The sequence below is a fragment of the Brevibacterium sp. VCM10 genome (assembly GCF_000583215.1).
Classification (GTDB): domain Bacteria; phylum Actinomycetota; class Actinomycetes; order Actinomycetales; family Brevibacteriaceae; genus Brevibacterium; species Brevibacterium linens.
Map to the genome: position 1 here is coordinate 64157 of NZ_JAJB01000019.1, position 22670 is coordinate 86826.

Consider the following 22670-nt stretch of genomic DNA (forward strand, 5'->3'; position numbering starts at 1 on the left):
AGGACCGACCCGATCGGCGGCTGCCGATCAGCGCTCTGCCGGCATCAGCCGTTGCGGTCGGCCACCGAGGTCTCTGCAGCTGCCTCGGCGCTAGAGCTCACTGTCCTCTCGGTCGGCTGCTGAGCCGGACGCTCCGAAGCGGGGGTGTAGTTCGGATCCCGCCAGGTGACGTGAGTCGGGATGGGGCCGTTGGGCAACCAGGGCTGCTCGGCGACCGCGTCGGCGACATTCCACGTTCCGCGCTCCACGATACCCACCGCGGCGTCGATGACCATGTACTCCTGCGTGTTCTTGTGGATCGGCTGCGATTCGACCCACGCGACGATGAACTCGCCTGGCTCGAAATGGCACCGGCGCTGCAACTCGGCGATCAAGTGGTGATTGTGCAGATGACCGTCACCGAAATTGAACCCGACGAGTGAGTTGCACGCGAACTCGGCCTCACGGATCGTCGCCCGGTCAACGTCGCTGACGTGCATGTACATCAGGGACAATAGGCCGCGGCCCTGGCTGTGCATGGTCCTCCATCCCAGTGTCTGCTGAAGGGTGAGCTCAGCGGCTTCCTGCGGGAAGCCCATCTGCTGCAGCTGGTTGACCTGGTTCTTCGTGGGACGCGTGACGACTTCGAGTTTGTCCTCAGCGCCGGGCTGGAAGGCCCACAGGGCCGACGCCCAGTTACCTGCGTACTGACGCATCGACGGTGTGAACGCGACGAGGTCGGGGCGCAGATTGCCGAGCACGGGGAAGAAGAACAGCCCGGCCAGTGACACGATGACCAGCCATGGCGACGAGGCGTCATAGATGCTGTAGCCGTCAGCGTTGGGAAATCCGATGAACAGGAACCCAGCTGTGTAGGCGAACAGCAGGTTCCACTCCAGCGGGACCGCGAGCGGGAAGGTGGAGGTGATGAAGAGGTGGAAGCAGATCATCAGTCCAGCAGCGAGCAGTGCGACTGTGAAGTTCGTGGTGAAGAGCAGGACGATCGGGGTCGCGATCTCGACGAGGGTGCCGAGTCCGTGGCCGACGAGGACACCCATTCCGCCGGGACGCACATCCTCGGGGGCGTTGCGGTAGTGCATCCGCTTGACCATCTTGGACGGAATGAACGGCGAGTTCGAGATCATCGGTGGGATGACGAACGAAAAATGCTTGCCGAACTTTGACACACCGGCACCGACCCACACGGAGAAGATGAGCAGCTTGAGCATGATGATCATGTCGACGAAGCCGCCGGCGAACACCGGGACGAGGGCGAACATGAGTACAGCGGGGCCGTACTGTTCGGCGCGGGCAGCGATGAAGATGACCTTGTCGCGCAGTCCGATGAGGACGAGGAGCACGAGCGGAGCGATCATCATCACCGGAGAGACGAGATTGCCGAAGCCCTCGGGGTAGTTCGAAGCGACCTGCGCGCCAGGGGCTCCGGGCAGGATGATCGGCACGAACGTGGCCACGAGCAGCAAGGCGTAGAGTACGACATCGACGATGGTGCGGTTGAAGCCGTTGGTTCCCGGAAGTTTGCCTGGCCAGGGTGGCATCCGTATGGTGCCCGGACGCAGCCAGAACAGGTAGCCGCCGGTCATCGGCTTGAACTTGCCGGCCAGGGGACCCCAAGAACCGGCGACGCCGATGGTCTCGAGCAGCAGCGTCCACAGGACGAGTTTCTGGTAGACGATCGGTTCGTTCCACCACTGCATCACGTGCCAAGGAGCGCCCAGGCCCGACGTCAGTGTTGCCAAGGTGACGCCGAGTCCGATGTAGAGGACGGCGAGCTTCGCGATGTAGATGCAGTGGAACAGCAGCGGTGAGCCGAAGCCGAAGTCGACCCAGTGGAGGACGACGGCGCGGACGCGGTCAGACAGCGATTGTGACTGGAATGTCTCCATGTCGACCGGAGGTGGCACGGGTGTAGAGAACCCCATGGCGCTTCCTTTCTCGGCAGGTGCCCGACCTCGATGTCGAGCAGTGGACCTGAACCCAGATTAGGAATGATGTGACGCAGATCCCATGGCTGGAGAAGCCGAACCTCAGCGGTCCGCTTGTACCCGGAATACAAAGACGCGGTGAGGCTCAGTGCTCTGTGGGGATGAGGTAATGGTGTGCGCAGAGCGCGGCTTCGACCGTAAGGCGATCCACGCTCACGGCCATGCCGAGTTCGGCCTCGGCCATTTCGATGCGGTAGCGGATCGAATTCTTGTGCATCGACATTGCCGCTGCGGTCGCTGTGTAACTGAGGTCGTGGCGGAGGAATTCGCGCAGTGTCCGGCGATGTCGGGAATTGGCCTCAGTGTCTTCGGCGATGGGGCCGAGGACTGAACGCGCCCACGTTCGCGCCGCTTCGAGATCACCTGCGAGGAGGGACACGACACTCATTCCCCACTGGTCGTGGGAGACCAGCGGGGCATCGCATGAACCGGCGATCGACACGTGCTGCACTCGGACGGCTTCCTGGTGAGAGAGCCTGAACCCGGCTGTCCGCGGATGGGCCGAACCGATGGCAAGCTGCACCGATCCGTGTCGCGCGGTCAGTGTCCCCGAGGAGCCTGTTGTTGCTCTGCCGGTGAAGCCGGCGAGCAGGGCTGCGTCGAATGACCAGTCATCGGGCACGGAGATCCATCCCCACGCAGTGTTCTGATCCCGGCCGATGATGAGTACCGGACGCTTCGTCCCCAATGCTTGACCGAGAGCGCGGATTGCGGCTGTGAACCTCCCGAGCTGATCGGCCGTGTGATCGGCGCCCGGTGGAGTCCACGCGATGACCCCGATGTGCCGTGCAGACAGTCCGTAGCCGAGGATGCGTTCGGCCGATGACGGATCGACGTCGTCCCCGTTGATGATCCTGCGCACCTGCGTCTCACGCGCCGTGGCGCGGTTGGCCAACCACGATTCGCGTTCGACCTCATAGTGGTCGGCGACCTTCTGAGAGATCCAGTCGATGTATTCGGAGACCTCGTCGACTTGGAACTGGAAGACCGCTGTCACCAGCTGCGGCGGCAGATCGTCTTCGGCGATGACGACTTCGTAGACCCGTTGGAGGAGTCGCTGCTGCCCTAGGCGGTACGCCCTGACCAGGGCATTGACCGAGATTCCTCGCTGAGCCAGGGCCTTCGCATAGTCGAACGCTGCTTGTGGGGGGCGGAGATGGTCGGGGGAGAGTCGCTGTTCGAGAGCGGCGAAGACCGTTTCGATGTTCGACTCGATGCTTGCTCGCAACAGCTCCAGCAACGCCGTTTCCTTGCTCAGTTCTGTGATTCGGGTGGCCAGATAGTCGTAGACGAGTGCAGTGAACTCAGTGATGTGCGGTCGCATCTGCGCGGCCATCCGTGAGGTGTAGAGCTCCACCTCGGTCACCTGCCCGTCTTTGGGCGGGTACTTCTGCGTTTCGGCCATAGGAGCACCCTAGTGCGCCAGATCCCGATCAGTGAATGAATCTGCGCGCGGATCGGAAGGATTTTGTACTCTCGAACGAAAATGCTGGAGCTCTTTGGACGCCGCGGCCGGTGCTCGGGAGGGGTGATCGGCCTACGGTGTTTTCATGGCAACGACGGCATACAGCAATTCCCGCCCCGAGGCGGCCCTCGACCCTACGACGGAAGCGGCGCAGACTTTCAGTGTCGCCGAGGTCGTCGGCCTGCCCTTCACCCGTGCACACAGTGACCCGACCGGTCCGTGCCTGAGCTGGCCCGAAGGTCGACTCGACAACTCCGAATTCGCTGCGGCTGTGGCTGCGACCGCGCAGACCCTGCGCGATCGCCACGGCATCACCAGCGGCTCGGTCGTCGGTGTGCTGCTGCGCAACGTTCCCGAACTCATCACCACGATGTTCGCCACCTGGTCACTCGGCGCCGCACTGACGCCGATCAACCCGGCGCTGACCGATGAAGAAGTGCTCTTCCAACTCGATGACTCCGGGGCAAAAGCTCTCGTCGGTGAGGAGCGTGCGGATACGCTGTCCTTTGAACTCGGTCTCGGGCACCTGTCAGTGACTGATGAGTGCTTCCGCGCCGAGCCGGGCGCTGATCTCGCTGATGCTCCCGATGGCTCGGCAGTTCGGGATGACGACGCCGGGCTCATCGTCTACACTTCAGGTACCACTGGCCGGCCGAAGGGCTGTGTTCTCGAGCAGTCGAACCTCGCGGCTATGGTGTGGTCGATTCTCAACGGTCTCGACTTCGGTGACGATGTCCGCAGTCTGTTGGTCCTTCCGCTCTTCCATTGCAACGGCCTGCTGGCCGGAACGGTCACCCCGCTCATGCTCGGTGGCAGCGTCCACGTGCTGCCGAAATTCGAGGGTCGGACCTTCTGGGACGTCGTCGAGGAGGAGCGTCCCACCTATTTCTCCGCCGTTCCCACGATCTTCTCCGTCCTCGAGGCGCAGACGACCCGCGAGGTCGATACCAGCTCGCTGCGCTTCGTCATCTGCGGGGCGGCTCCGATGTCGAAGGACGCGATCGCGCGGTTCGAGACCAAATTCGACGTCGACATGGTCGAAGGCTATGGGCTGTCCGAATGCTCGGTCTGCGCCACCCTCAACCGCAACGACGGCACGGCCAAGCCCGGCACCGTCGGGCCTGCGCTGCCCGGCTTCGAGGTCGGCATCAAGGATCCCGACGGGAACCTGCTGCCGGCAGGGGAGGCCGGTGAGGTCGTCATCGCCAGCCGCACGATCATGCGCGGCTACCTCGGTCGCCCCGACGCCACCGCCGAGGTGCTTCGTGATGGTTGGCTGCATACGGGCGACGTCGGTTTCCTCGACGACGACGGCTACCTCACGCTCGTCGATCGGATCAAGGATCTCATCATCCGCGGCGGCGAGAATATCTACCCGAAGGAGATCGAGGACGCTCTGCTCGGCCATGATCAGGTTGTCGAAGCGGCCGTGGTCGGCGATCCCGACGAGAAGTACGGCGAGCTCGTCGTTGCCCATATCACCCTGCGCGAGGGGGCGACCACCACCGAGAGCGAGCTGCTGTCGTTCCTCGAGCCCCGGCTGGCTCGATACAAGCTGCCGACGACCATCCACATCCGCGACGGTTTGCCGAAGAATTCGGTGGGCAAGATCGTCAAGGGCGAACTCCGAGCGAGCTGAGCGCCCCGTCGCTCCTCTGTCCGAAATATCGGACGAATATCTGCGGGAGAGGTTCTGCCCCGCTTGCGGTCGGGCCATACTGAGAGGGACTCATTCTCGATCGGAAAGGCCCGACTCGCCATGCAGCTCATCACCGGCATCAGCGAACTCGTCGTCAACTACCTCGACACGCTCGGCGAATTGGGTGTCATCACCGACGCCGCGCTGCTCATCGACGACGGTCGGGTCGTCTGGTCGGGACCGTCCGCCCAGGCGGACACGGCAGTGGAGAGCCACCTCGGTGATGGAGGACTGAGCCTCAACGACGATGACATCGCCAACGGGGAAGTCACCTCGGCGAATGATCTCAGCGGACTCGAGACGATCGACCTCGGTGGGAAAGCCGTCATCCCCGGCTTCGTCGACAGCCACAACCACCTCATCTTCGCCGGTGACCGGTCCGAGGAATTCGCTGCCCGAATGGCCGGGCAGAAGTATTCGGCCGGCGGGATCGCCACCACCGTGGCCGCCACCCGCGCCGCCAGTGAAGCCGAACTCGAAGCCAACCTCGTCCACCTCCTCGACCAGGCGAAGCGGCAGGGAACGACGACGTTCGAGATCAAATCCGGGTACGGGCTGACCGTGACCGACGAGATCCAGGCCCTCGACATCATCAACCGGCACACCGAGGAATCGACCCTCATCGCCGCGCACGTCGTCCCGCCGGAGTTCAAGGACGAGCCGGAACGCTACGTCGACCTCGTCATCGACGAGATCATCCCGGCAGCGACCGGCAAGGCGAAGTGGATCGACGTGTTCTGCGAAACCGGTGCCTTCACCGAGGATCAGACGCGGCGGATCATCGAAGCCGGCAAGTCCGCCGGCATGAAACCGCGGCTGCACGCCAACCAACTCACCGAGGGCGGGGCGCTCAAGCTCGGCGCGGAACTCGGCTGTGTGTCCGTCGACCACGCGACCTTCGCCTCCGATGAGGACCTCGCCGTCCTCGCCGAGGCGGGCACCGTCGTCACCCTGCTGCCGAGCATCGAATTCTCCACCCGCCAGCCCTACCCCGACGCCCGCCGGTACGTCGATGCCGGGGTGTCGCTGGCGGTCGCCAGCGACTGCAATCCCGGTTCCGGGTTCTCCAACAGCATGCCCTTCGTCATCGCCATCGGCGTCCGCGACTTGCACTTCACCGTCGAACAGGCGGTGTGGGCCGCGACCGCCGGAGGAGCCAACGCCCTGCAGCGCACCGACGTCGGCCACCTCGGTGTGGGAGCCCGCGCCGACCTGGCCATCCTCGATGCACCCAGCTACCGCCACCTGGCCTACCGGCCGGGTGTCCAGCTGGTCGAGAGGGTCTACTCCGGCGGTGAGCTCATCGTCGACAACCGATCCCGCGATTGAACCACCTACGCACGAGCACGGCGCGTCGACGGCGAGGAACCACCTCGGCGCCGGCGTAGGAGAACTTCATCCACGACTCAGACATCACACTGACGCACTCACAGAAAGGCACACGATGACCGACTTCATCGATCTCGACCCCGATACGCTGACCTTCGCCGAGGTGGTCGACGTCGCCCGCCGCGACGCGAAGGTCACCCTGTCCGAGGCCACTCTGGCCCGGGTGAATAAGTACCGCGAGGCCATCGACGCCCTCGCTCAGGCGGAGAAGCCCGTCTACGGAGTCTCGACCGGATTCGGTGCGCTCGCCCAGCGCCACATCCCCGCAGAGCTGCGCACCCAGCTGCAGAAGTCCCTTATCCGCTCCCACGCCGCCGGCGTCGGTGAACCCGTCGAACGCGAGGTCGTGCGGGCGCTGATGCTGCTGCGCGCCCGGACACTCGCCACCGGTCGGGCCGGCGTCCGCGCCGAAGTCCTCCAGACCTATGTCGATCTGCTCAACGCCGGAATCACCCCGGTCGTCCACGAGTACGGATCACTCGGCTGCTCCGGAGATCTCGCACCACTGTCGGCATGCGCCCTCGTCGTCATGGGTGAAGGAGTCGCCGAAGGACCCGACGGTGTGGCCGGGCCTGCCGATGAGATCCTCGCGAAGGCCGGTATCACCCCGGTCACCCTGGCCGAGAAGGAAGGCCTCGCGCTCGTCAACGGCACCGACGGCATGCTGGGCATGCTCATCATGGCGCTGACCGACCTGGAGAACCTGCTCACCGCCGTCGACGTGTCCGCGGCCATGAGCATCGAAGGGCTCTTCGGCACCGACGCCGTCTTCGCCCCCGAACTTCACTACGCGCTGCGTCCGCACGACGGTCAGGCCGCCTCGGCGGCGAACATGCTCGCCGCGCTCGCCGACTCCGGCATCACGGCCAGCCACCGCGACTCCACTCACCTCGTCCAGGATGCGTACTCGATGCGCTGCGCCCCGCAGGTCAACGGTGCCGCCCGCGACGCCGTCGCCTTCGCCACCCAGGTTGCTGAACGCGAGCTTCGGGCCGCCATCGACAACCCCGTCGTGCTCACGAACGGAATGGTGTCCTCGAACGGCAACTTCCACGGTGCGCCGCTGGCCCATGCTTTGGACTTCCTCGCCATCGTCGCCGCGGACGTCGCCTCGATGTCCGAACGTCGCACCGACCGGATGATGGACGTCGCCCGCAACCAGAACCTCACCCCGTTCCTCGCCGATGACGCCGGCGTCGACTCCGGCCTGATGATCGCCCACTACACGCAGGCGGCCATGGTCTCCGAGGCCAAACGCGGCGCGACACCGGCCTCGGTCGACTCGATCCCGTCCTCGGCCATGCAGGAAGACCACGTGTCCATGGGCTGGTCGGCCGCACGCAAACTGCGCAAGGTCATCGACAACCTCGCCTCCGTCGTCGGCATCGAACTCTACGCCGCCTCCCGCGCCTGCGATATGCGTGACGCCGCACCGGCACCGGTGACCGGAGCCGTGATCGCAGCGATCCGCGAGACCGTCCCCGGTCCCGGCCCCGACCGATTCCTCTCGCCCGAACTCGCCGAGACCATCGCGAAGGTCAAGGACGGAGCGCTGGTCGCAGCCGCCGAGTCGGTCACGCCGCTGACCCACACCGTCACCGCCGCTGCCGGAACCTGGCAGCCGGAAGACGGCGGACCGGCCGTCAACGATCCCGAGTTCACGGCGCTGGGCAACCTCGAAGCCGCCGCCGAGGCTTCGGGCACGGACGCAGCCACGACGCACAAAGACTGAGACAGGGGCGGGGTCGGTCGCCGGCCGGCCCGACATCGGTCCTCTGACGCCGGGGCCGGCCGACCACGGGACCGACACATCACCGGGGCCGGCCGACCACGGCGCCGACACATCACCGGACCTGACCGATTTCGAACGGAGTGAACTGTTAATGAGCGATGTCGTCTCGCTGTTGAGCCAGATCGAGGACACCGGCCGCGACACCCGCGGGCCGGGCTACCAGCGGCCCGGATTCTCGGCCACCGAACGGGAGCTGCGTGAGTGGTTCCTCGCCGAGGCGGACCGCCGTGGCCTCGACACGGAGATCGACGCCAACGGCATCACGTGGGCCTGGGCCACCCCGCAGGGTGCGAACGCCGTCGTCACTGGTTCCCATCTCGACTCCGTCCCCGGCGGCGGCGAGTTCGACGGTCCCCTCGGCGTCGCCTCGGCGCTGGCGGCCTTCGACGTGCTCAAGGCCACTGGCGCGCTTGACCAGTCCACCCGGCCTTTCGCCCTGGGTGTGTTCCCCGAGGAAGAGGGATCACGCTTCGGCGTCGCCTGCCTCGGCTCCCGTCTGCTCACCGGTGCCATCGAGGCAGATCGGGCACTCGGGCTCAAGGACGCCGCCGGGGACACTTTCGCCGACGTCGCCCGTGGCTATGGCCTCGATCCTGATCGGATCGGGCGTGACCAGTCTCGGCTGGCCGGAATCGGTTCCTTCATCGAACTCCATGTCGAACAGGGCATCGGTCTGGCGGGCACCGATCAGGCCGTTGCCATCGGCTCCTCGATCATCGGCCACGGTCGCTGGCACTGCGCCTTCTCCGGTCAGGGCAACCATGCCGGCACGACTCCGATGAGCCATCGCGCCGACCCGGTAGTCGCGGCCTCCCGTGTGATCGGGGATATCCCGACCCTAGCGGCCGCCACTGACGCGAGCGCCGTGGCGACCGTGGGCCGCACCCTCATCCACCCGGGCGGAACGAACGTCATCGCCTCGTCCATGAGCTTCTGGCTCGACATCCGCCACCCTGACGACGCTGTCGTCAAGCAGGTGCTCGAGGCGATCAGCCGTCGTGCGAAGGACCACGGCGCCGATTCCGGGGTCGAGGTGACCATCTCGCAGGAGTCCTACTCGCCGACGACTCACTTCACCGCCGACCTCAACTCGCGCCTGACCTCGGTGCTGCCGGACGCACCGCTGCTGCCCTCGGGCGCCGGACACGATGCCGGAATCCTCGCGCCCCATGTGCCGTCGGCGATGCTCTACGTCCGCAACCCGACCGGCGTCTCCCACGCTCCCGAAGAAGCCTGCGAGGTCGACGACCAGAGGGCCGGAGTCGACGCGCTCGTCAAGGTGCTCGCCCGCGAACTCGGCATCGAACACGCCCTTGCCGGCAGCGTCGGAGGCCCGACGGCAGGAGGTGCACGATGAGCACCCGTTACTGGTGCGAATCCGCCTGGGTCGACGGAGCCGTCGCCAGCGGAGTCCTGCTGAGCGCCGACGACACAGGAACGCTCACCGCTGTCGAGACCGGGATCGACACTGCACCCTCCGACGCCGAGTCAGTGCACGGGTTCGTCTTCCCCGGCGGTGTCAACGCGCACTCGCACGCATTCCACCGGATGCTGCGCGGCCGCACCCACGGCGACGGCGGCACCTTCTGGACCTGGCGCGAAGTCATGTACTCCGTCGCCGCGAAACTCGATCCCCAGTCCTACGAGACCGTGGCCCGCGCCGTGTTCGCCGAGATGCTCGCCGGCGGCTACACCTCGGTGGGGGAGTTCCACTACGTCCACCACGCTCAGGACGGAACCCCTTACGGCACGGAACGTCCCCGCGGGGACGCGGCGGATCCGGTCGCCGAGGCGGACGACCACACCGAACGTCCCCGCGGGGACGCGAACGATGACGAACTGCGCGCCCACGCGATAGAACGGGCGCTGGCACGGGCGGCCACCTCGGCGGGGATCCGCATCCGACTCCTCGACACCTGCTACCTCACCGGCGCCATTGACGCGGAACTCTCGCCCGAACAGGCTCGTTTCGGTGACGGCACCATCGACGGGTACATGGACCGTCATGCCGGACTCACCGAAGCTTTCGCCGAGGAGTTCCCTGTCAACGCTCCAGGTGAGAGCTTCGTCCACGTCGGCGCGGCCATCCACTCGATCCGCGCAGTCCCGGCCGCGAACCTGCCGAGGTTCGCCGAACTCACCGGGCCCGTGCACGTGCACCTGTCCGAACAGCCCGCGGAGAACGAAGCCTGCCAGAGTGCGTACGGAGCCAGTCCCACCGAGGTGCTCGGACGCTCCGGAGTCGTCACCGACCGGCTCTCGGCCGTCCACGCTACCCACCTGAGCGAGGAGGACATCGCGATCCTCGGCGGCTCCCGGTCGACGATCGTCATGTGCCCGTGCACCGAGGCGGACCTCGCTGACGGCATCGGACCGGCCCGGGAACTCGCCGACGCCGGAGCTGTGATCTCGCTCGGCTCCGACCAGCACGTCGTCCTCGACGCCCTGCGCGAGACCCAAGGGCTCGAAGCCGGCGAACGCCTGCGCTCCGGTCAGCGCGGCCGATTCTCACCGACCGAACTCATCACGGCACTCACCGAAGGCGGGGCACGCAGCCTCCACCTGCCCGTCGGCGCGCTCGAGGTCGGGAAGGCGTGCGATTTCGTCGCCCTGCGCACCGACAGCATGCGCACCATGGGATCACTGGACGAACAGATCATCCTCACGGCCACCTCGGCGGACGTGTCCTTGACCGTCAGCGGCGGTCGAGTGCGCGTGCGCGACGGCGTGCACGCCGAACTCGGGGACATCTCCGAGCTCTACGCGCAGGCGTTCGCGGCGCTGGAGATGGAAGGCTGAATCGTGGCTGAGGTCGTTGCGGGCAGGCACGCCGGAGTTGCCGGGATCGGAAGTGGTCGCCGTGGCTGAGGTTCCCGCGCTGCGCAGGGCGATCGCGATCCTGCGGCACATGGCGGTGTCGAACCGGGCGATCACGGCCGGCGCGCTGGTCCGGTCCCTCGACATTCCGCGATCGAGCGCCTACGACATCCTCAACGTCCTCGAGGAGCTCGGACTCGTGGCGCGCACTGATTCCGGGTACGTGCTCGGGGCCGGCGTGCACGAGCTCGGGGCGTCCTACCTGCGGACGAACCCGCTGCAGCGGTTGGCGCAGCCGATCGTGCGACAGCTGGCCGAAGACACAGCCGCCACGGCACAGCTCGCGATCATCCGCGGTTGGGAGACCGAGTATGTGCTCAAGGAGCAGTCGCTGAAGTCGGTTGCCGTCATCACCGCCACCGGGGTGCGCATGCCCAGCTACCTCACCGCGACGGGGCGGGCGATCCTCGCGCAGCTGCCGAAGTCCGAGGTGCTCGCGATGTTGCAGTCCGAGACCGGATTCGTCACCCGCACCGGTAAGGGCCCGACCTCGGTCAAGGCCCTCAACGCCGTGCTCGCCCAGGAGAGGCGAGTCGGCTGGGCGATCGAACACGGAGAGGTGACGCCGGGCATCTCGACGATCGCGGCACCGGTGTTCGATGTGCTGGGACGCCCGATCGCCGCCGTCGGACTGTCAGTGTCCGACAGCGTGAAGGCCGCTGGAACGGGGGCGGATAAGGGCGCGGGGAAGGACCTGGATCAGGGGTCTGGGGTGGACTCCGATCCATTGGCGTCGCTGGTCGAGAAGGTCATCGCCACGGCCGCCGAGGTGACTGCGAAGCTGCGGTGAGGCGCATCGTGTCCGCCGGCAACGAGCGGGCAAATGCCATCCGAGGCGACGCTTGCCGAGGTGCGCATGGCCGAGGGTATGGCACGGCGTGAGTTTCCAACGCTGTGAGTCCTCCGTTCTCACTGCCGGCGCAGCAGGGCCGCGACCTCGAGGTGCTTCGTGTGCGGAAACATGTCGAAGATCCGCGCCCGCTCGACGGTATAGCTCGGCATCCGGGCGAGGTCCTTGGCCAGGGAGACGGGATTGCAGCTCGAATACACGATGTGCTCGACACCCGAATCCTCGAGTACAGACGACAGCTTGGCCCCGATCCCGCGCCGAGGGGGGTTGACGACCACGCAGTCCGGCCGTTCATCCGTGGCTAGGTGTTCCTCCGCTGACGAGGCGGAAGAGTCGACCAGGGGTGAGGAACCAGCACCACCCAGGTGCTCCTCGGCGAACTCTGTGGCATCGCCGGCGAGGAATCGTGCGTCGATGCCGAGTTCGCTGGCACTGATCTTCGCGGATTCGATCGCCTGCTCGCTGATCTCGACACCGGTGACGTGGCGGGAGCTGTCTGCACAGTAGAGCGCGAATCCGCCGACGCCGCAGTAGAGATCCCACAGGTTCTTGGCCTCCACTGAGTCCACCCATTCGGCGACCTGGTTGTACAGTCCGATGGCCACGGCGGTGTTCGTCTGAAAGAAACTCTGCGGTCGCAGATGCAGATCGACCCGATCAAGATTCATCCGCAGCGATTCGCCGCGGAACATCTCCTCGCGGCTGCCTTCGAGCACGGCCTTGTGCTCCGGCAGCAGATTCACCGACACCACGGACGCAGCTGGGACGAGTTCGAAGAGCGGACCCTTCCGCGATCGCAGCACATCGAGACCATGCTGAGTGCGGACGACGAACCGGATCATCAGCTCACCCGACGGTGCCGCGGTGACATGGACGAACTTCAATTCCCCGCGGCGCGCTACGACATCATAGGGCTCGAGTCCCGTGCCATCGAGGAATTCCGCGAGTACCGGAATCACTGCACGGATCGCGGGGGCCTGAATCCCGCAGTCACGCAGATCGACACCGTGGAACTCCTGATCGAGGATGCCCAAGGTGGCGTGCCCGGCTGACCCGCCGACGACGAGCTTCGCCCGGTTCCTGAAGTCCCGCACCCCGCCGGCGAAAGTTGGCAGCCATTCACGTGGAGCCGCCTCGGCGAGGGTCTCCCGGCACCAGGACTCCTTGCCCGTGATCTGCTGCCCATAAGGCGTCTCGATGAGCGCGCAGGAACGGCATTTCCCGCGCTCGAAATACCCGCAATGCAGGCGCCCATGATCCGCCGAGGCGAGGGAGAGCGGCAAGGTCGTCATTCCGCAATTCTAGTCGGTGATCGGCCCCCGGAATCGTTGGCTCGGACCGTCCGGCAGCCGTAGATAATTTCGGACAGTTCGTCGAAAAACGGGGTGAGTGTCGAGAAACGCATGCGCACACGCGTTCTTCGGCGCTCAGCCCGTTTTTCGGCGAAGTCGGGAGAGGCTCAGGCGGCGATGAAGGCGAGGGCGACGAAGGTGCCGAATGAAACGAACGGGGCGATCGCAGCGACGGCGATGGCGATGCTGCCGGGTGTTCGGCCCCGCCCGGTGACCGCGGCCGTGATGCCGAGAATGATGCCTGTGAGACCCAAGCAGGTGCACAGGCCCTGGACTCCGACGAGAACGGTCGCCAGGGTCTGATACCAATGCGGTGTGTCCGTGAAGTAGTAGCCGGACGCGGCCTCGGACGGCCCGACGGTCACGCCCAAGATCACCGAGGCGGCCAGGCTCAGGGCCATGGCGACGATCGAGAGCGCCACGGCCACCTTGCCCAGCGCCGGCGACTTCACCGAGGCGGCGCCATCCATTCGTGTGTTGACGCCGTTGTGCGCATCAGCCAGATCGTCGGGCCGCGGCGAGGCATAGACGGGATGGACGGGAGGGGCGGGGACTCGGGGCTGCTGTGCCGCGAGCTCATCGTCGGTGGGCTGGGGGTACGAGAAGTCCGTCGAAGTCATGCTTCGACGCTATCGACGCAGAAAGGCGGCGCCCCACCCTGCTATCCCAAGAGTGGGGTCGGGAAAACTACCCTGCAGGCAGCGCGAGTCAGGGTTTGCGGGCGACGATGAGGAACCTCTTCTGCGTGACTGTGATCGGCTCACTCGACTCGGCCAGGCGTCTGAGGACATCGAGGTTGGACCTGACGGAGAACCCGGGGACATCCCACGGGATGTAGGCGAGGTACTCGATGACCGCCTCGACGTCGGTGAAGCGCATCGTCCCCTGCCATTTGCGAGCCGCCTCGATCGACAGGCCCTGACTCTCGGCATCGCTGAGGCGCGGCTCGAGCTGTTGGCGCAGATCGCCCACCCCGCCGCCGAAGAAGTCGCGGAACTCCTGCGCCTCCGTGCCGTCGACCTGCTGGGTGAGGAACTGCCCGCCCGGGGAGAGCACGCGGGCCACCTCGGCGAGGTCATAGCTTTCGTGACGGTTCATCACGAGGTCGAACTCACCGTCGGCCCACGGCATCTCCGGGTGATGATCGCTGTCGTACCGGGTGACCTCGACCCCATAGTCCTCCAGCATCGAGGCGGCCAGGGGCACGTTGGGCTCCCACCCTTCGGTCGCGGAGATCGTCGGCGACGGTTCGCCGGGAGGCCGGGCCTCCTCGAGGCGATCGATGAGTTCGCCGAGGCGCTCGCCGCCTCCCGTTCCCATGTCGAGGCAGCTGTGTGAGTTGGCCATCGCGTCGAGGCAGATCTGGTCGAAGTCCCAGGGCGGGTCATCGGCGACGAGGCGGCCGGACAACGGTGAGAAGTCCCAGCCTGTCATCGACGCCGTCTCATGGATCCAGGCCCATCGCTCGTGGCGTTCTTGTGGAGTCTCGTCGCGCGTGCGACTGCTGTCGGCATATTCGGGCATGTCCACACTCCTCTGCCGGGTGGCTCGGCACCATCACCGAGCAGTTCTGCAACTCTGCCGGACGGCCGAACGCCGCGGTGGCGCCGATGCCGTACTTCGACTCTAGGCCAAAACGGGATCGAGGTGCGGGATGTGGCGAAGAATTCTCCGGACTGAGACATGGGATATTCAGAGGAAGCAGAGCACGAGCACCGCGATGCAGACGACGAGCATTCCCAGGCAATTGAGCCAGAAATCCCGACCGGCATACCTCGCTCGCAGGTGAGCGGCAGCGGCGCAGAGGAAGTAGACGACGAGGCCCGCCGCGGCTGCTGCGCCGAGCCCGGGAATCCAGATCCCCGTCACCAGTCCGGCCGCGGCGAGGAACTTCACCGCCGCGAGCACCCACCACCATTCACGTGGGAAGCCGACCCCGTCGAGGCAGGCGGCGATGGCGCGCGGCGGACGGAAGGTGAGCAGACCGTCGCCGGCGACGATGACCGCGAGGACGACGACCGGCCAGACCGGATCGGGCAGCAGGATCACGGTGAACCCCTCACAGCGAACCCCTGACGCGAGTGTGGAAGACGATGCTGGCCAGCATCGCCTCGACGGCGTCGTCGAGACTCATCGTCGTCGCCGCCCACCGGAAGAGGATGCCCAGGTACGAGTCGTAGAGAGCTGCGGCGCTCGCGCGTGCGTGGCCCTCATTGATCCCGATCGAGACCAGTGACTCGCTCAGACGGCTCTGCAGGTCCACGGCGAGGGTGTTGAATACCTCCGGCTCGCCCCTGACCCGCATCATCGCCGCCGCATAGTCGCGGGACAGATCCTCGTGTTCGGCGAAGAACTCGAGGAACGGCAGGAAGAGTTCGAGCAGATGACGCTGCACCGCCGAGGATGGTCGGGGCGGGCCCGTTGTTGCGCCGGCGTTCGTTTCCCGACGCGACAGGCTCGTGCGTCGCGCCGGTGGCGTGTACGTCCCGGCTTGCAGCTGACCGATCCACCGGTCGAAGCAGGCGACGAGGATGGCGTCCTTGTCGCCGACGGCCATCACCCGGCCGACCGACACCTCGGCGGCCCTGGCGATCGCCCGGATGGTCGTGGCTTTGAAGCCATGGTCGAGGAACAGTTTCGCGGCAGCGCCGATGATCCGATCCTCGGTCTGCCGGCGCTTGCCGGATCTCAGCTGAACGTGTTCACTGGCCATGCTCGAACTTTAAGCCCTTCCGTGTTCACTTTCCAGACCAAGTGTCGTGTTGTCTTCGGCAGGAAAGTTAATGTACCTTAACTTCATGAACGTCGATCCCTCAGCATCGGTGCGCACCCGCGAGCGTGGACTGAAGAAGCATGGCCGGAAGAAGATCTCCACGGCAGTGCTCCTCGGCCCGGCCTTCGTCGCGGCCATCGCGTATGTCGATCCGGGCAACGTCGCGGCCAATCTCACCGCCGGTGCGGAGTACGGGTACCTCCTCGTCTGGGTGCTCGTGGCTGCGAACCTCATCGCCGTTCTCGTCCAGTACCTGTCCTCGAAGCTCGGACTCGTCTCCGGGCAGTCGCTGCCGAGTCTGCTCGGTGATCGCCTCCGCAAGAGAAGCCGACTCGCGTACTGGGGGCAGGCCGAGATCGTCGCCATCGCCACCGACCTCGCCGAAGTCATCGGTGGGGCGATCGCCCTGAAGATCCTCTTCGACTTGCCGCTCCTCCTCGGGGGTGTCATCGTCGGGGTGGTGTCGCTGTTTCTGCTGTCGATCCAATCCACCCGCGGTCAGCGTCCCTTCGAGTTCGTCATCATCGGATTTCTGGTCATCATCGCCATCGGCTTTCTAGCAGGCCTGCTCGTCGGGGATGTGAACTGGGGGCAAGCCGCAGGTGGAATCGTGCCGCGGCTCGAGGGCACGAACTCCGTGGTCCTGGCCGCGAGCATGCTCGGCGCCACCGTCATGCCTCATGCGATCTACCTCCACTCGGCGCTCTCGGTCGACCGCCACCGCGACAATGCGACCACCTCGACCGGGCAGCTGCTGCGCGCCAGCCGCTGGGACGTCGTGCTCTCCCTCGTCATCGCCGGGTCGGTGAATATCGCCATGCTGCTGCTGGCCGCCGCGGCGCTGCGCGGCCAGACCGGCACCGACACCATCGAAGGAGCGCACGCGGTCGTCACGGCCAACCTCGGCGAGGTCGTCGGCCTCTTCTTCGGCATCGGACTGCTGGCCTCGGGGTTGGCCTCGAGCGCCGTCGGCTCCTATGCGGGCGCCTCGATCATGCAGGGTCTGCTGCGCGTGCACATTCCGATCGTGTGGCAGCGCGCGTTCACTATGATCCCCGCGCTCATCGTCCTCGCCATCGGCGTCGACCCGACGTGGGCGCTCGTGCTCAGCCAGGTCGTACTCAGCCTCGGCATCCCATTTGCGATGATCCCCCTGGTCAGGCTCACGAGCAGCCGCCGGGTGATGGGCGAATTCGCGAACGCACGCTGGATCACGCTCATCGCCGTGGCCGCCTCGGCGCTCATCATCGTCCTCAACATCGTCCTCATCGTTCTGCTCGCCCTCGGTGTCGACTGACCGTCGCCGAGGCGGGGCCTCGCACCGGCGTCACCGACGTCCCGTTGCGGAACGGAGAATCACCTCGCCGAGGCGGTTCGTCAGTCGGGGAGGATTCCCGACCGGGCGAGGACGGTGAGCCGGCGCGCGAACTCGGCAGCCTCCCCGGGGTCAGTGCCGTGCAGGCGGAACTCCGGCCGGGCCCGGAGCTGCACAACGGCGGTCGCATGCCCGCGATCGACTCGAGTGCTCGCCCCGACCACTTGATTCGGGGCCGCCTCGCCGATGATCTCCGTGCTTCCTGAGGCGGTCGCTCGGGTGTGGACCAGGCGGGAAGGTGTGACGAGGAGGAACTCGGCACCGCGCGGATTGCGGTTGCCGATCTTCAGCCACACCGACTCGTCTCGGTCGAGGGCATCATAGGGCGGCGGGGTCGGTCCACGGCGGCGGGCTCGCGCAGAGAGCTTCTCCTCACCGGCACTGCTGACGGCCATCCGGCGGGCTCCGAGCAGAGCGGCTGCGGAGACCGCCGCAAGTGGGATGGTGATTGCCGCAGAGATGACGGTGTTCGCGAAAGAGAGCCAGGCGAACAGAGCCCCGGCGCCGATGCCGAGGATGACATTGCCCGCCACCAGCCAGAGCGCCGGGCCGGTGAGGTTGCGCACCGCTACAGTGACTCCGGCCATCGCCAGTCCGAAATTCGTTGACGCGACGGTCGCCGTGCACAGAACGACGAAGGGTAGGGGCGAACTCGTGTAGTCACCCCATACTGTTCCTGGAGCGCCGGGTTCGGATGCGAATGTGCGCCACAGCAGAGCCGCCAAGCTGAAGCACAGCCCGAACAGAGGCCCGATGCTGGTGACGACGATGAGCGGGTCCCGAGCGAAGAGTCTGAGCGATCCGCGCGGGGCACCGGTGGGCTTGGCTTGCTGGCCCTCGTCGCGGTCGGTGCCGGTGAAGAAGATGATGGCCACGAAGGTCATGAGCCCGATGAATGCGAAGCTCAGAGGTCCGGCCGCCTCGGTGTCGACGATCACGTCCGAGGTCGCGGAGGTGCGCGCGAGCCCGGTGTTCCAGATGAAGAAGAGCACCGTCGCCAGGCCGCTGAGGGTGACGGCTCCGATTAGAGTGCGCGAGATGGCTCGTCGGCGTTCGCTCATGAGCGGTCAGTCCCTCCGCAGGTCGATCGGGCGGACGAGGATGCGCGGGTCCGAGCGCACCCACCACGGCTTCGGTTCTCCGGCAGCGACGGCGGCCTGCCGTTCGGCGCGGGTGGCATAGCGGTAGGTGAAGACGCGGACGCGGATGAGTTCGGGCGCGGCACCGTCGAAGGGGTCGGGACCCATGAGGCGGCGGATCTGCGGATCACCGGAGCCGATCGCGCGCACGAGCTCGGTGAACCACGTCTGCCGGTAGTCGCCGAGCGCGGCGAACCACATGAGCCAGTCGAGGCGCAGATGATAGGGCGCGACGACGGGCCCGCGACGAAGAACGTCACCGGGTTTGCCCTTGAACCGATACTCCCGCCAACCGGCGTCCGGGTCACCAGCGTCGGAGTCGGTGCTGTCGTCGCTGGAGCCAGAGCCGGCACCGGAGTCGTCGATCCACGCTTCGATGATGATCTCGTTGCGGGTCTCGGTCATCGACCCGAAGGCGCCGTAGGCGTTGCCGAGTCCGAGCCGATTGAAGCTCGCGTTCATCAGCTGACCAGAAGAGAAGAGGTTGCGCACTCCGGGCACGTTCAGCCAGGCCTGCCACGCGACGAATACGAGGACGATGATCAGCCACCACACGGGCATCGGCTGAGAGGGATCGGCGCCCACCGACGAACCGGCCGCCTCGGTGACGGTGGGATCGGTGACGATCGCGGCCACGGAATTCCATCCCCAGTCGGGGAACGGGCCGCCCGCGATCCACCGGAAGAATGTATCGCTGATTCCGGAGCAGGCGAGCAGGATCGTCGCCCAGTTCAGCCACGCATAGTTGCCGCTGAGGACGAGAGCGAGCTGGGTGATGATGATGGCGACAGCCGCGAAGGAGGCGATCGGCTGGGGCAGGAACAGCAGCCACGGGGCGGCGAGTTGGACGATATGGCTGCCCAGCGTCTCACTCTTGTGCCACCAGCCGGGCATGAGGTGGGCGAGTCGGCTGGCAGGGTTCGGCATCGGCTGGGTCTGATGGTGATAGTCCATCGCGGTGAGGTCGCGCCAGGATGAGTCCCCGCGCATCTTGATCATTCCGGCTCCGAATTCGACGCGGATGACGAACCAGCGCAGCAGCACGATCATCGCCCACGTCGGGGCCACCTCGTGGGAGCCGAGGAAGCCGATGAGGAATCCGGCCTCGAGCAGCAGCGATTCCCAACCGAATCCGTAGAAGCGCTGCCCGATCGACACGATCGAGAAGTACAGCGCCCACATGCCTAAGAACACCGGGATCGGCACCCATGCGGGACCGGCCTGGGGCAGCCCGATGATCGCCGAGGCGGCCAGAACCATTCCGGCCACGCAGACCAAGCGCAGCCGCCGGTCCGAATACGCAAACCGCTTCCAGCGGAAGATCGTCGGCGCCTGTCGGGCCGAGGTCAGAGCGATGAATCGTGGAGCAGGGGTGAGTCCCCGTTCGCCCAGCAGTGCCGGGAACTGGTTGAACGCGGAAGCGAAGGCGATGAGGAAGAGCAGCGCGATACCGCGTTGGATGATCTCGCGGGAGATCGTGTAGTCGCCAGCGGTGAGCAGAGCGACCACCTGGCTGAGGTCCATGGCTTAAGTATCCTCCTCCTGCGGAAGACGTCCGGTCGTCGCCAGTGAGGTCAGTGCCTCGGCGAACTTGTCTGCCTCGCTCGGGTCCCCTCCGACGAGCTCCATGTCAGGGCGGTCTCTGAAATGCACCGAGGTGGTGTGCCCGGCCGGGCGGAACTCAGTGCTGGCGCCGCGCAGCTGTCCGGGGTGAGCCTGGTCGAGAATGCGTGTTTGTCCCGGTCGGGCGGATCCGGCTCCGGGGCCGGCAGGTGCGGCCAGGAGGAGTCGCTGGTTCGTGGCGGCGAGAATCTGTCCGGCCGGGTTCTCTCTGTCGGCGAAGTGGAGCATGAGGTTCTCGCCCGCGGCGAGCGTCATCAGCAGAGACTGCATTCGAGCCTCGTGGGCCGCATCGATCCGGTTGGTGACGCGTGCGCGGGCAACGGCGAACAGACGGGCAGGGATCAGGGCGACCGTGGTGATGATGAGGCAGACGGCGGTCACTGCCAGAGCCGCGACCGGCGACATCGTGAGGATGTTCGAGGCCACGACGCCGATGGTGATGGCCAGGATCGCGATGAGGATTGAGACGATGAGGAAGATCGCCCAGAGCGTGCGGTGGAAGGCATCGGCGATCGCTCCGAGAGTGAGGCTGAGGTTGACGGTGGCCCACAGTCCGAACAGCAGGGCGAAGGCCGGCAGCGGGGACAATGTCAGGTCGCCCCAGACGGTGCCGGGCATGCCCGAGTCCTTCGCGAAGGCGTGCCAGACGAAAGCGGCGATGACTCCGCAGACGGCCCACACCGGTCCGACGGCGAACACTCGAGGCCAGGACCCCCGGACGAAGGCGGTTGGCGGCTGCTTGCGTTTCACCCCATGGAGATCCGCTGCCTGCTGTGTACGGGCGGCGCTGCTGCCGGCAGGCGACTTGTCCTCGTAGAAGGCGAAGGCGGCGATGGCGGAGAAGAAGAACAGGACCAGAATCCCGATGCTCGGCGCCTGGTCCGGATTGATCCCTCTGAGCACGTGGGTGCGGAGCGGATTGATACCGGCATTGGCAAGGAAGAACGGAATCGAGGCGAAGACGGCGAACCCGATCCCGAACACGAGCGTGGTGCGTGTGGAGCGTCTGTCCCTATTCATATCTCCATCCTTGCAGGAACTCTGCAACTCAAGGGGCGCGAAGATGTTTCGGATCCGTTGCGTCGGAACTACAAGTCTGGTCGAAGGAGTATGCCGGATCAGCGGGGAAGACGGCCCGTCCGAGCGAGGACGGTGATCGCCTCGGCGAAGCGACCAGATGCTTCCTCGGTGCCGCCTGTCACGCTCATCGGCTGCCGGCCGTTGAAGAGCACCGTCGTGATCACGTGGTTGCTGCGACGTTCCGATGCGCCGCCGCTCAGCTGACCGGGCTCGGCCTGTTCGAGGACGAATGTGCGCCCCGGCGCGATGATTGAGGCGCGAAAGATCCGTCGGTCAGTCAGCACCAGCATCTGCGGGTCGGCGGTGCTGCCGTTCGCATGGGCATTCGGCACCTCACCGAGGTAGGTGGTGAGGATCCGCTCTCCCGGTCGGAGGGCGTCTTCGGGCGGTTGAGCGGACCGGCCGGGACTTCGCCGAGTGCCGGCAGTCGGCCGTTCAGCGGAGTCGAAACGGTCGACTCGCCTGATCGCCCACCATCTGAGCGGGATGAGCAGAGCCGTCGAGACGATGAGACAGACCGCGCCGAGCAGAAAAGCGATGACTGTCGGAAGTGTGGCGAGTCCGAAGAAACCGAAGAGACCGGCCGTCAGACACCCCAGGCCGAGCCCGCAGGTGAGAATCGTGAGAGAGACCGGCCGACGATCTCGGCTGAACGCTTCGGCCAGTGACGACCAGGCGAAGGCCATGTTCGCCGTCGCCCAGCAGAGGAACACGATGGACAGGGCGGACAGCGGGTTGCCGGTGAGGTCTCCCCAGACTGTTCCGGGCAGGCCCGGGTCCGCAGCATAGGTATGCCCGATGAACAGTGCGACCAATGCGCAGACCGCCCAGATCGGACCGACGAGGAGGACCCGCGGAAGCGGAGCGCGGACGAACCGTGTGAACGACTCCGGCTGCCGTGAAGTGTGCGGAAACGCCTCGGCGTGGTCGGGACGATCGTCTTCGCTGACGATGGCCAGCGCCACGATCGCGACAGCATTCAAGGCAAGGAGGATTTCGAAGATCACGGACGGCGCCAAATACGGGTCGCCGCCGAAGTCATCGGGGCTGTGTTTCGATGCGACTCCTGCATTCGTCGACGTGAAGGCGATGAGTGCGATGCCGGCAATGAGCAGACCGAAGACGACGATCTTGCCGATGGTCGGATTCTTCAACTCAATGATTCGATTGTGTCACCGCCGACCTCGGCACCGATGGTGTCTCGGTAGCGGTCCCGACACATCTGAGCGGTCCCCGGTCAGATTCTCCGTCCCGACGCAGAAGGAGCGGTG

General features: G+C 66.0%; 18 protein-coding genes. 7 read left to right on the top strand and 11 right to left on the bottom strand.

Features of this window, described 5'->3' with window-relative positions; translation table 11 throughout:
* Nucleotides 1–44 precede the first annotated feature (44 nt).
* Both AD89_RS0105115 and AD89_RS0105120 read right to left on the bottom strand, forming a co-directional pair.
* Nucleotides 45–1922, bottom strand: a complete 1878-nt coding sequence (locus AD89_RS0105115) for a DUF3556 domain-containing protein (protein WP_025777536.1) — start codon at nucleotides 1920–1922, stop codon at nucleotides 45–47.
* 148 nt (nucleotides 1923–2070) lie between these two features.
* Nucleotides 2071–3390: a PucR family transcriptional regulator gene (locus AD89_RS0105120; RefSeq protein ID WP_025777537.1), complete on the bottom strand. Its 1320-nt coding sequence runs from the start codon at nucleotides 3388–3390 to the stop codon at nucleotides 2071–2073.
* A 145-nt stretch (nucleotides 3391–3535) separates the two neighbouring features.
* On the opposite strand from AD89_RS0105120, the gene AD89_RS0105125 reads away from it, so the two are divergent.
* The 6 genes from AD89_RS0105125 to AD89_RS0105150 all read left to right on the top strand — a co-directional run bounded on the left by AD89_RS0105125 (nucleotide 3536) and on the right by AD89_RS0105150 (nucleotide 11997).
* Nucleotides 3536–5089: a class I adenylate-forming enzyme family protein gene (locus AD89_RS0105125; protein WP_025777538.1), complete on the top strand. Its 1554-nt coding sequence runs from the start codon at nucleotides 3536–3538 to the stop codon at nucleotides 5087–5089.
* A gap of 120 nt (nucleotides 5090–5209) precedes the next feature.
* Nucleotides 5210–6478 carry an imidazolonepropionase gene (hutI, locus tag AD89_RS0105130; protein ID WP_025777539.1) on the top strand — a complete coding sequence of 423 codons (1269 nt, stop codon included), beginning with the start codon at nucleotides 5210–5212 and terminating at the stop codon, nucleotides 6476–6478.
* Between the two features lie 115 nt (nucleotides 6479–6593).
* Nucleotides 6594–8270 (top strand): histidine ammonia-lyase, encoded by a 1677-nt coding sequence (hutH, locus tag AD89_RS0105135; RefSeq protein WP_025777540.1) that lies wholly within the window; start codon nucleotides 6594–6596, stop codon nucleotides 8268–8270.
* Between the two features lie 151 nt (nucleotides 8271–8421).
* The gene (locus AD89_RS0105140; protein WP_025777541.1) at nucleotides 8422–9687 is read left to right on the top strand and encodes an allantoate amidohydrolase; all 1266 of its coding nucleotides are present in this window, start codon (nucleotides 8422–8424) and stop codon (nucleotides 9685–9687) included.
* Nucleotides 9684–11129 carry a formimidoylglutamate deiminase gene (locus AD89_RS0105145; protein ID WP_025777542.1) on the top strand — a complete coding sequence of 482 codons (1446 nt, stop codon included), beginning with the start codon at nucleotides 9684–9686 and terminating at the stop codon, nucleotides 11127–11129. The genes AD89_RS0105140 and AD89_RS0105145 overlap by 4 nt, the downstream gene beginning before the upstream one ends.
* A gap of 61 nt (nucleotides 11130–11190) precedes the next feature.
* On the top strand, nucleotides 11191–11997 hold the full coding sequence (locus AD89_RS0105150; protein ID WP_025777543.1) for an IclR family transcriptional regulator: 807 nt from the start codon (nucleotides 11191–11193) through the stop codon (nucleotides 11995–11997).
* Between the two features lie 119 nt (nucleotides 11998–12116).
* Here AD89_RS0105150 and AD89_RS0105155 read toward each other — a convergent pair whose 3' ends face one another.
* From AD89_RS0105155 to AD89_RS0105175, 5 genes are all read right to left on the bottom strand, one after another.
* Nucleotides 12117–13349: a methyltransferase domain-containing protein gene (locus tag AD89_RS0105155; protein WP_051505066.1), complete on the bottom strand. Its 1233-nt coding sequence runs from the start codon at nucleotides 13347–13349 to the stop codon at nucleotides 12117–12119.
* A 167-nt stretch (nucleotides 13350–13516) separates the two neighbouring features.
* Nucleotides 13517–14029: a hypothetical protein gene (locus tag AD89_RS18155; RefSeq protein ID WP_025777545.1), complete on the bottom strand. Its 513-nt coding sequence runs from the start codon at nucleotides 14027–14029 to the stop codon at nucleotides 13517–13519.
* Between the two features lie 88 nt (nucleotides 14030–14117).
* Nucleotides 14118–14933 (bottom strand): class I SAM-dependent methyltransferase, encoded by an 816-nt coding sequence (locus AD89_RS0105165; protein ID WP_025777546.1) that lies wholly within the window; start codon nucleotides 14931–14933, stop codon nucleotides 14118–14120.
* Nucleotides 14934–15101: 168 nt separating this feature from the next.
* On the bottom strand, nucleotides 15102–15458 hold the full coding sequence (locus AD89_RS0105170) for a DoxX family protein (RefSeq protein ID WP_025777547.1): 357 nt from the start codon (nucleotides 15456–15458) through the stop codon (nucleotides 15102–15104).
* A gap of 10 nt (nucleotides 15459–15468) precedes the next feature.
* Complete coding sequence (locus AD89_RS0105175) at nucleotides 15469–16122, bottom strand: TetR/AcrR family transcriptional regulator (RefSeq protein WP_025777548.1); 654 nt, start codon at nucleotides 16120–16122, stop codon at nucleotides 15469–15471.
* Nucleotides 16123–16192: 70 nt separating this feature from the next.
* Between AD89_RS0105175 and AD89_RS0105180 the strand changes: the two genes are divergently transcribed.
* On the top strand, nucleotides 16193–17479 hold the full coding sequence (locus tag AD89_RS0105180) for an Nramp family divalent metal transporter (protein WP_155807374.1): 1287 nt from the start codon (nucleotides 16193–16195) through the stop codon (nucleotides 17477–17479).
* Between the two features lie 80 nt (nucleotides 17480–17559).
* Here the strand turns inward: AD89_RS0105180 and AD89_RS0105185 are convergent, their stop codons facing one another.
* From AD89_RS0105185 to AD89_RS0105200, 4 genes are all read right to left on the bottom strand, one after another.
* Nucleotides 17560–18618, bottom strand: a complete 1059-nt coding sequence (locus AD89_RS0105185; RefSeq protein WP_025777550.1) for a hypothetical protein — start codon at nucleotides 18616–18618, stop codon at nucleotides 17560–17562.
* Nucleotides 18619–18624: 6 nt separating this feature from the next.
* A complete protein-coding gene (locus AD89_RS0105190) occupies nucleotides 18625–20220 on the bottom strand; it encodes a lipase maturation factor family protein (RefSeq protein ID WP_025777551.1) in 1596 nt (531 codons plus the stop codon).
* 3 nt (nucleotides 20221–20223) lie between these two features.
* Nucleotides 20224–21339: a hypothetical protein gene (locus tag AD89_RS0105195; protein WP_025777552.1), complete on the bottom strand. Its 1116-nt coding sequence runs from the start codon at nucleotides 21337–21339 to the stop codon at nucleotides 20224–20226.
* A 98-nt stretch (nucleotides 21340–21437) separates the two neighbouring features.
* Entirely contained in the window at nucleotides 21438–22553 is a 1116-nt protein-coding gene (locus tag AD89_RS0105200; protein WP_025777553.1) for a hypothetical protein, read from the bottom strand.
* Nucleotides 22554–22670 lie beyond the last annotated feature (117 nt).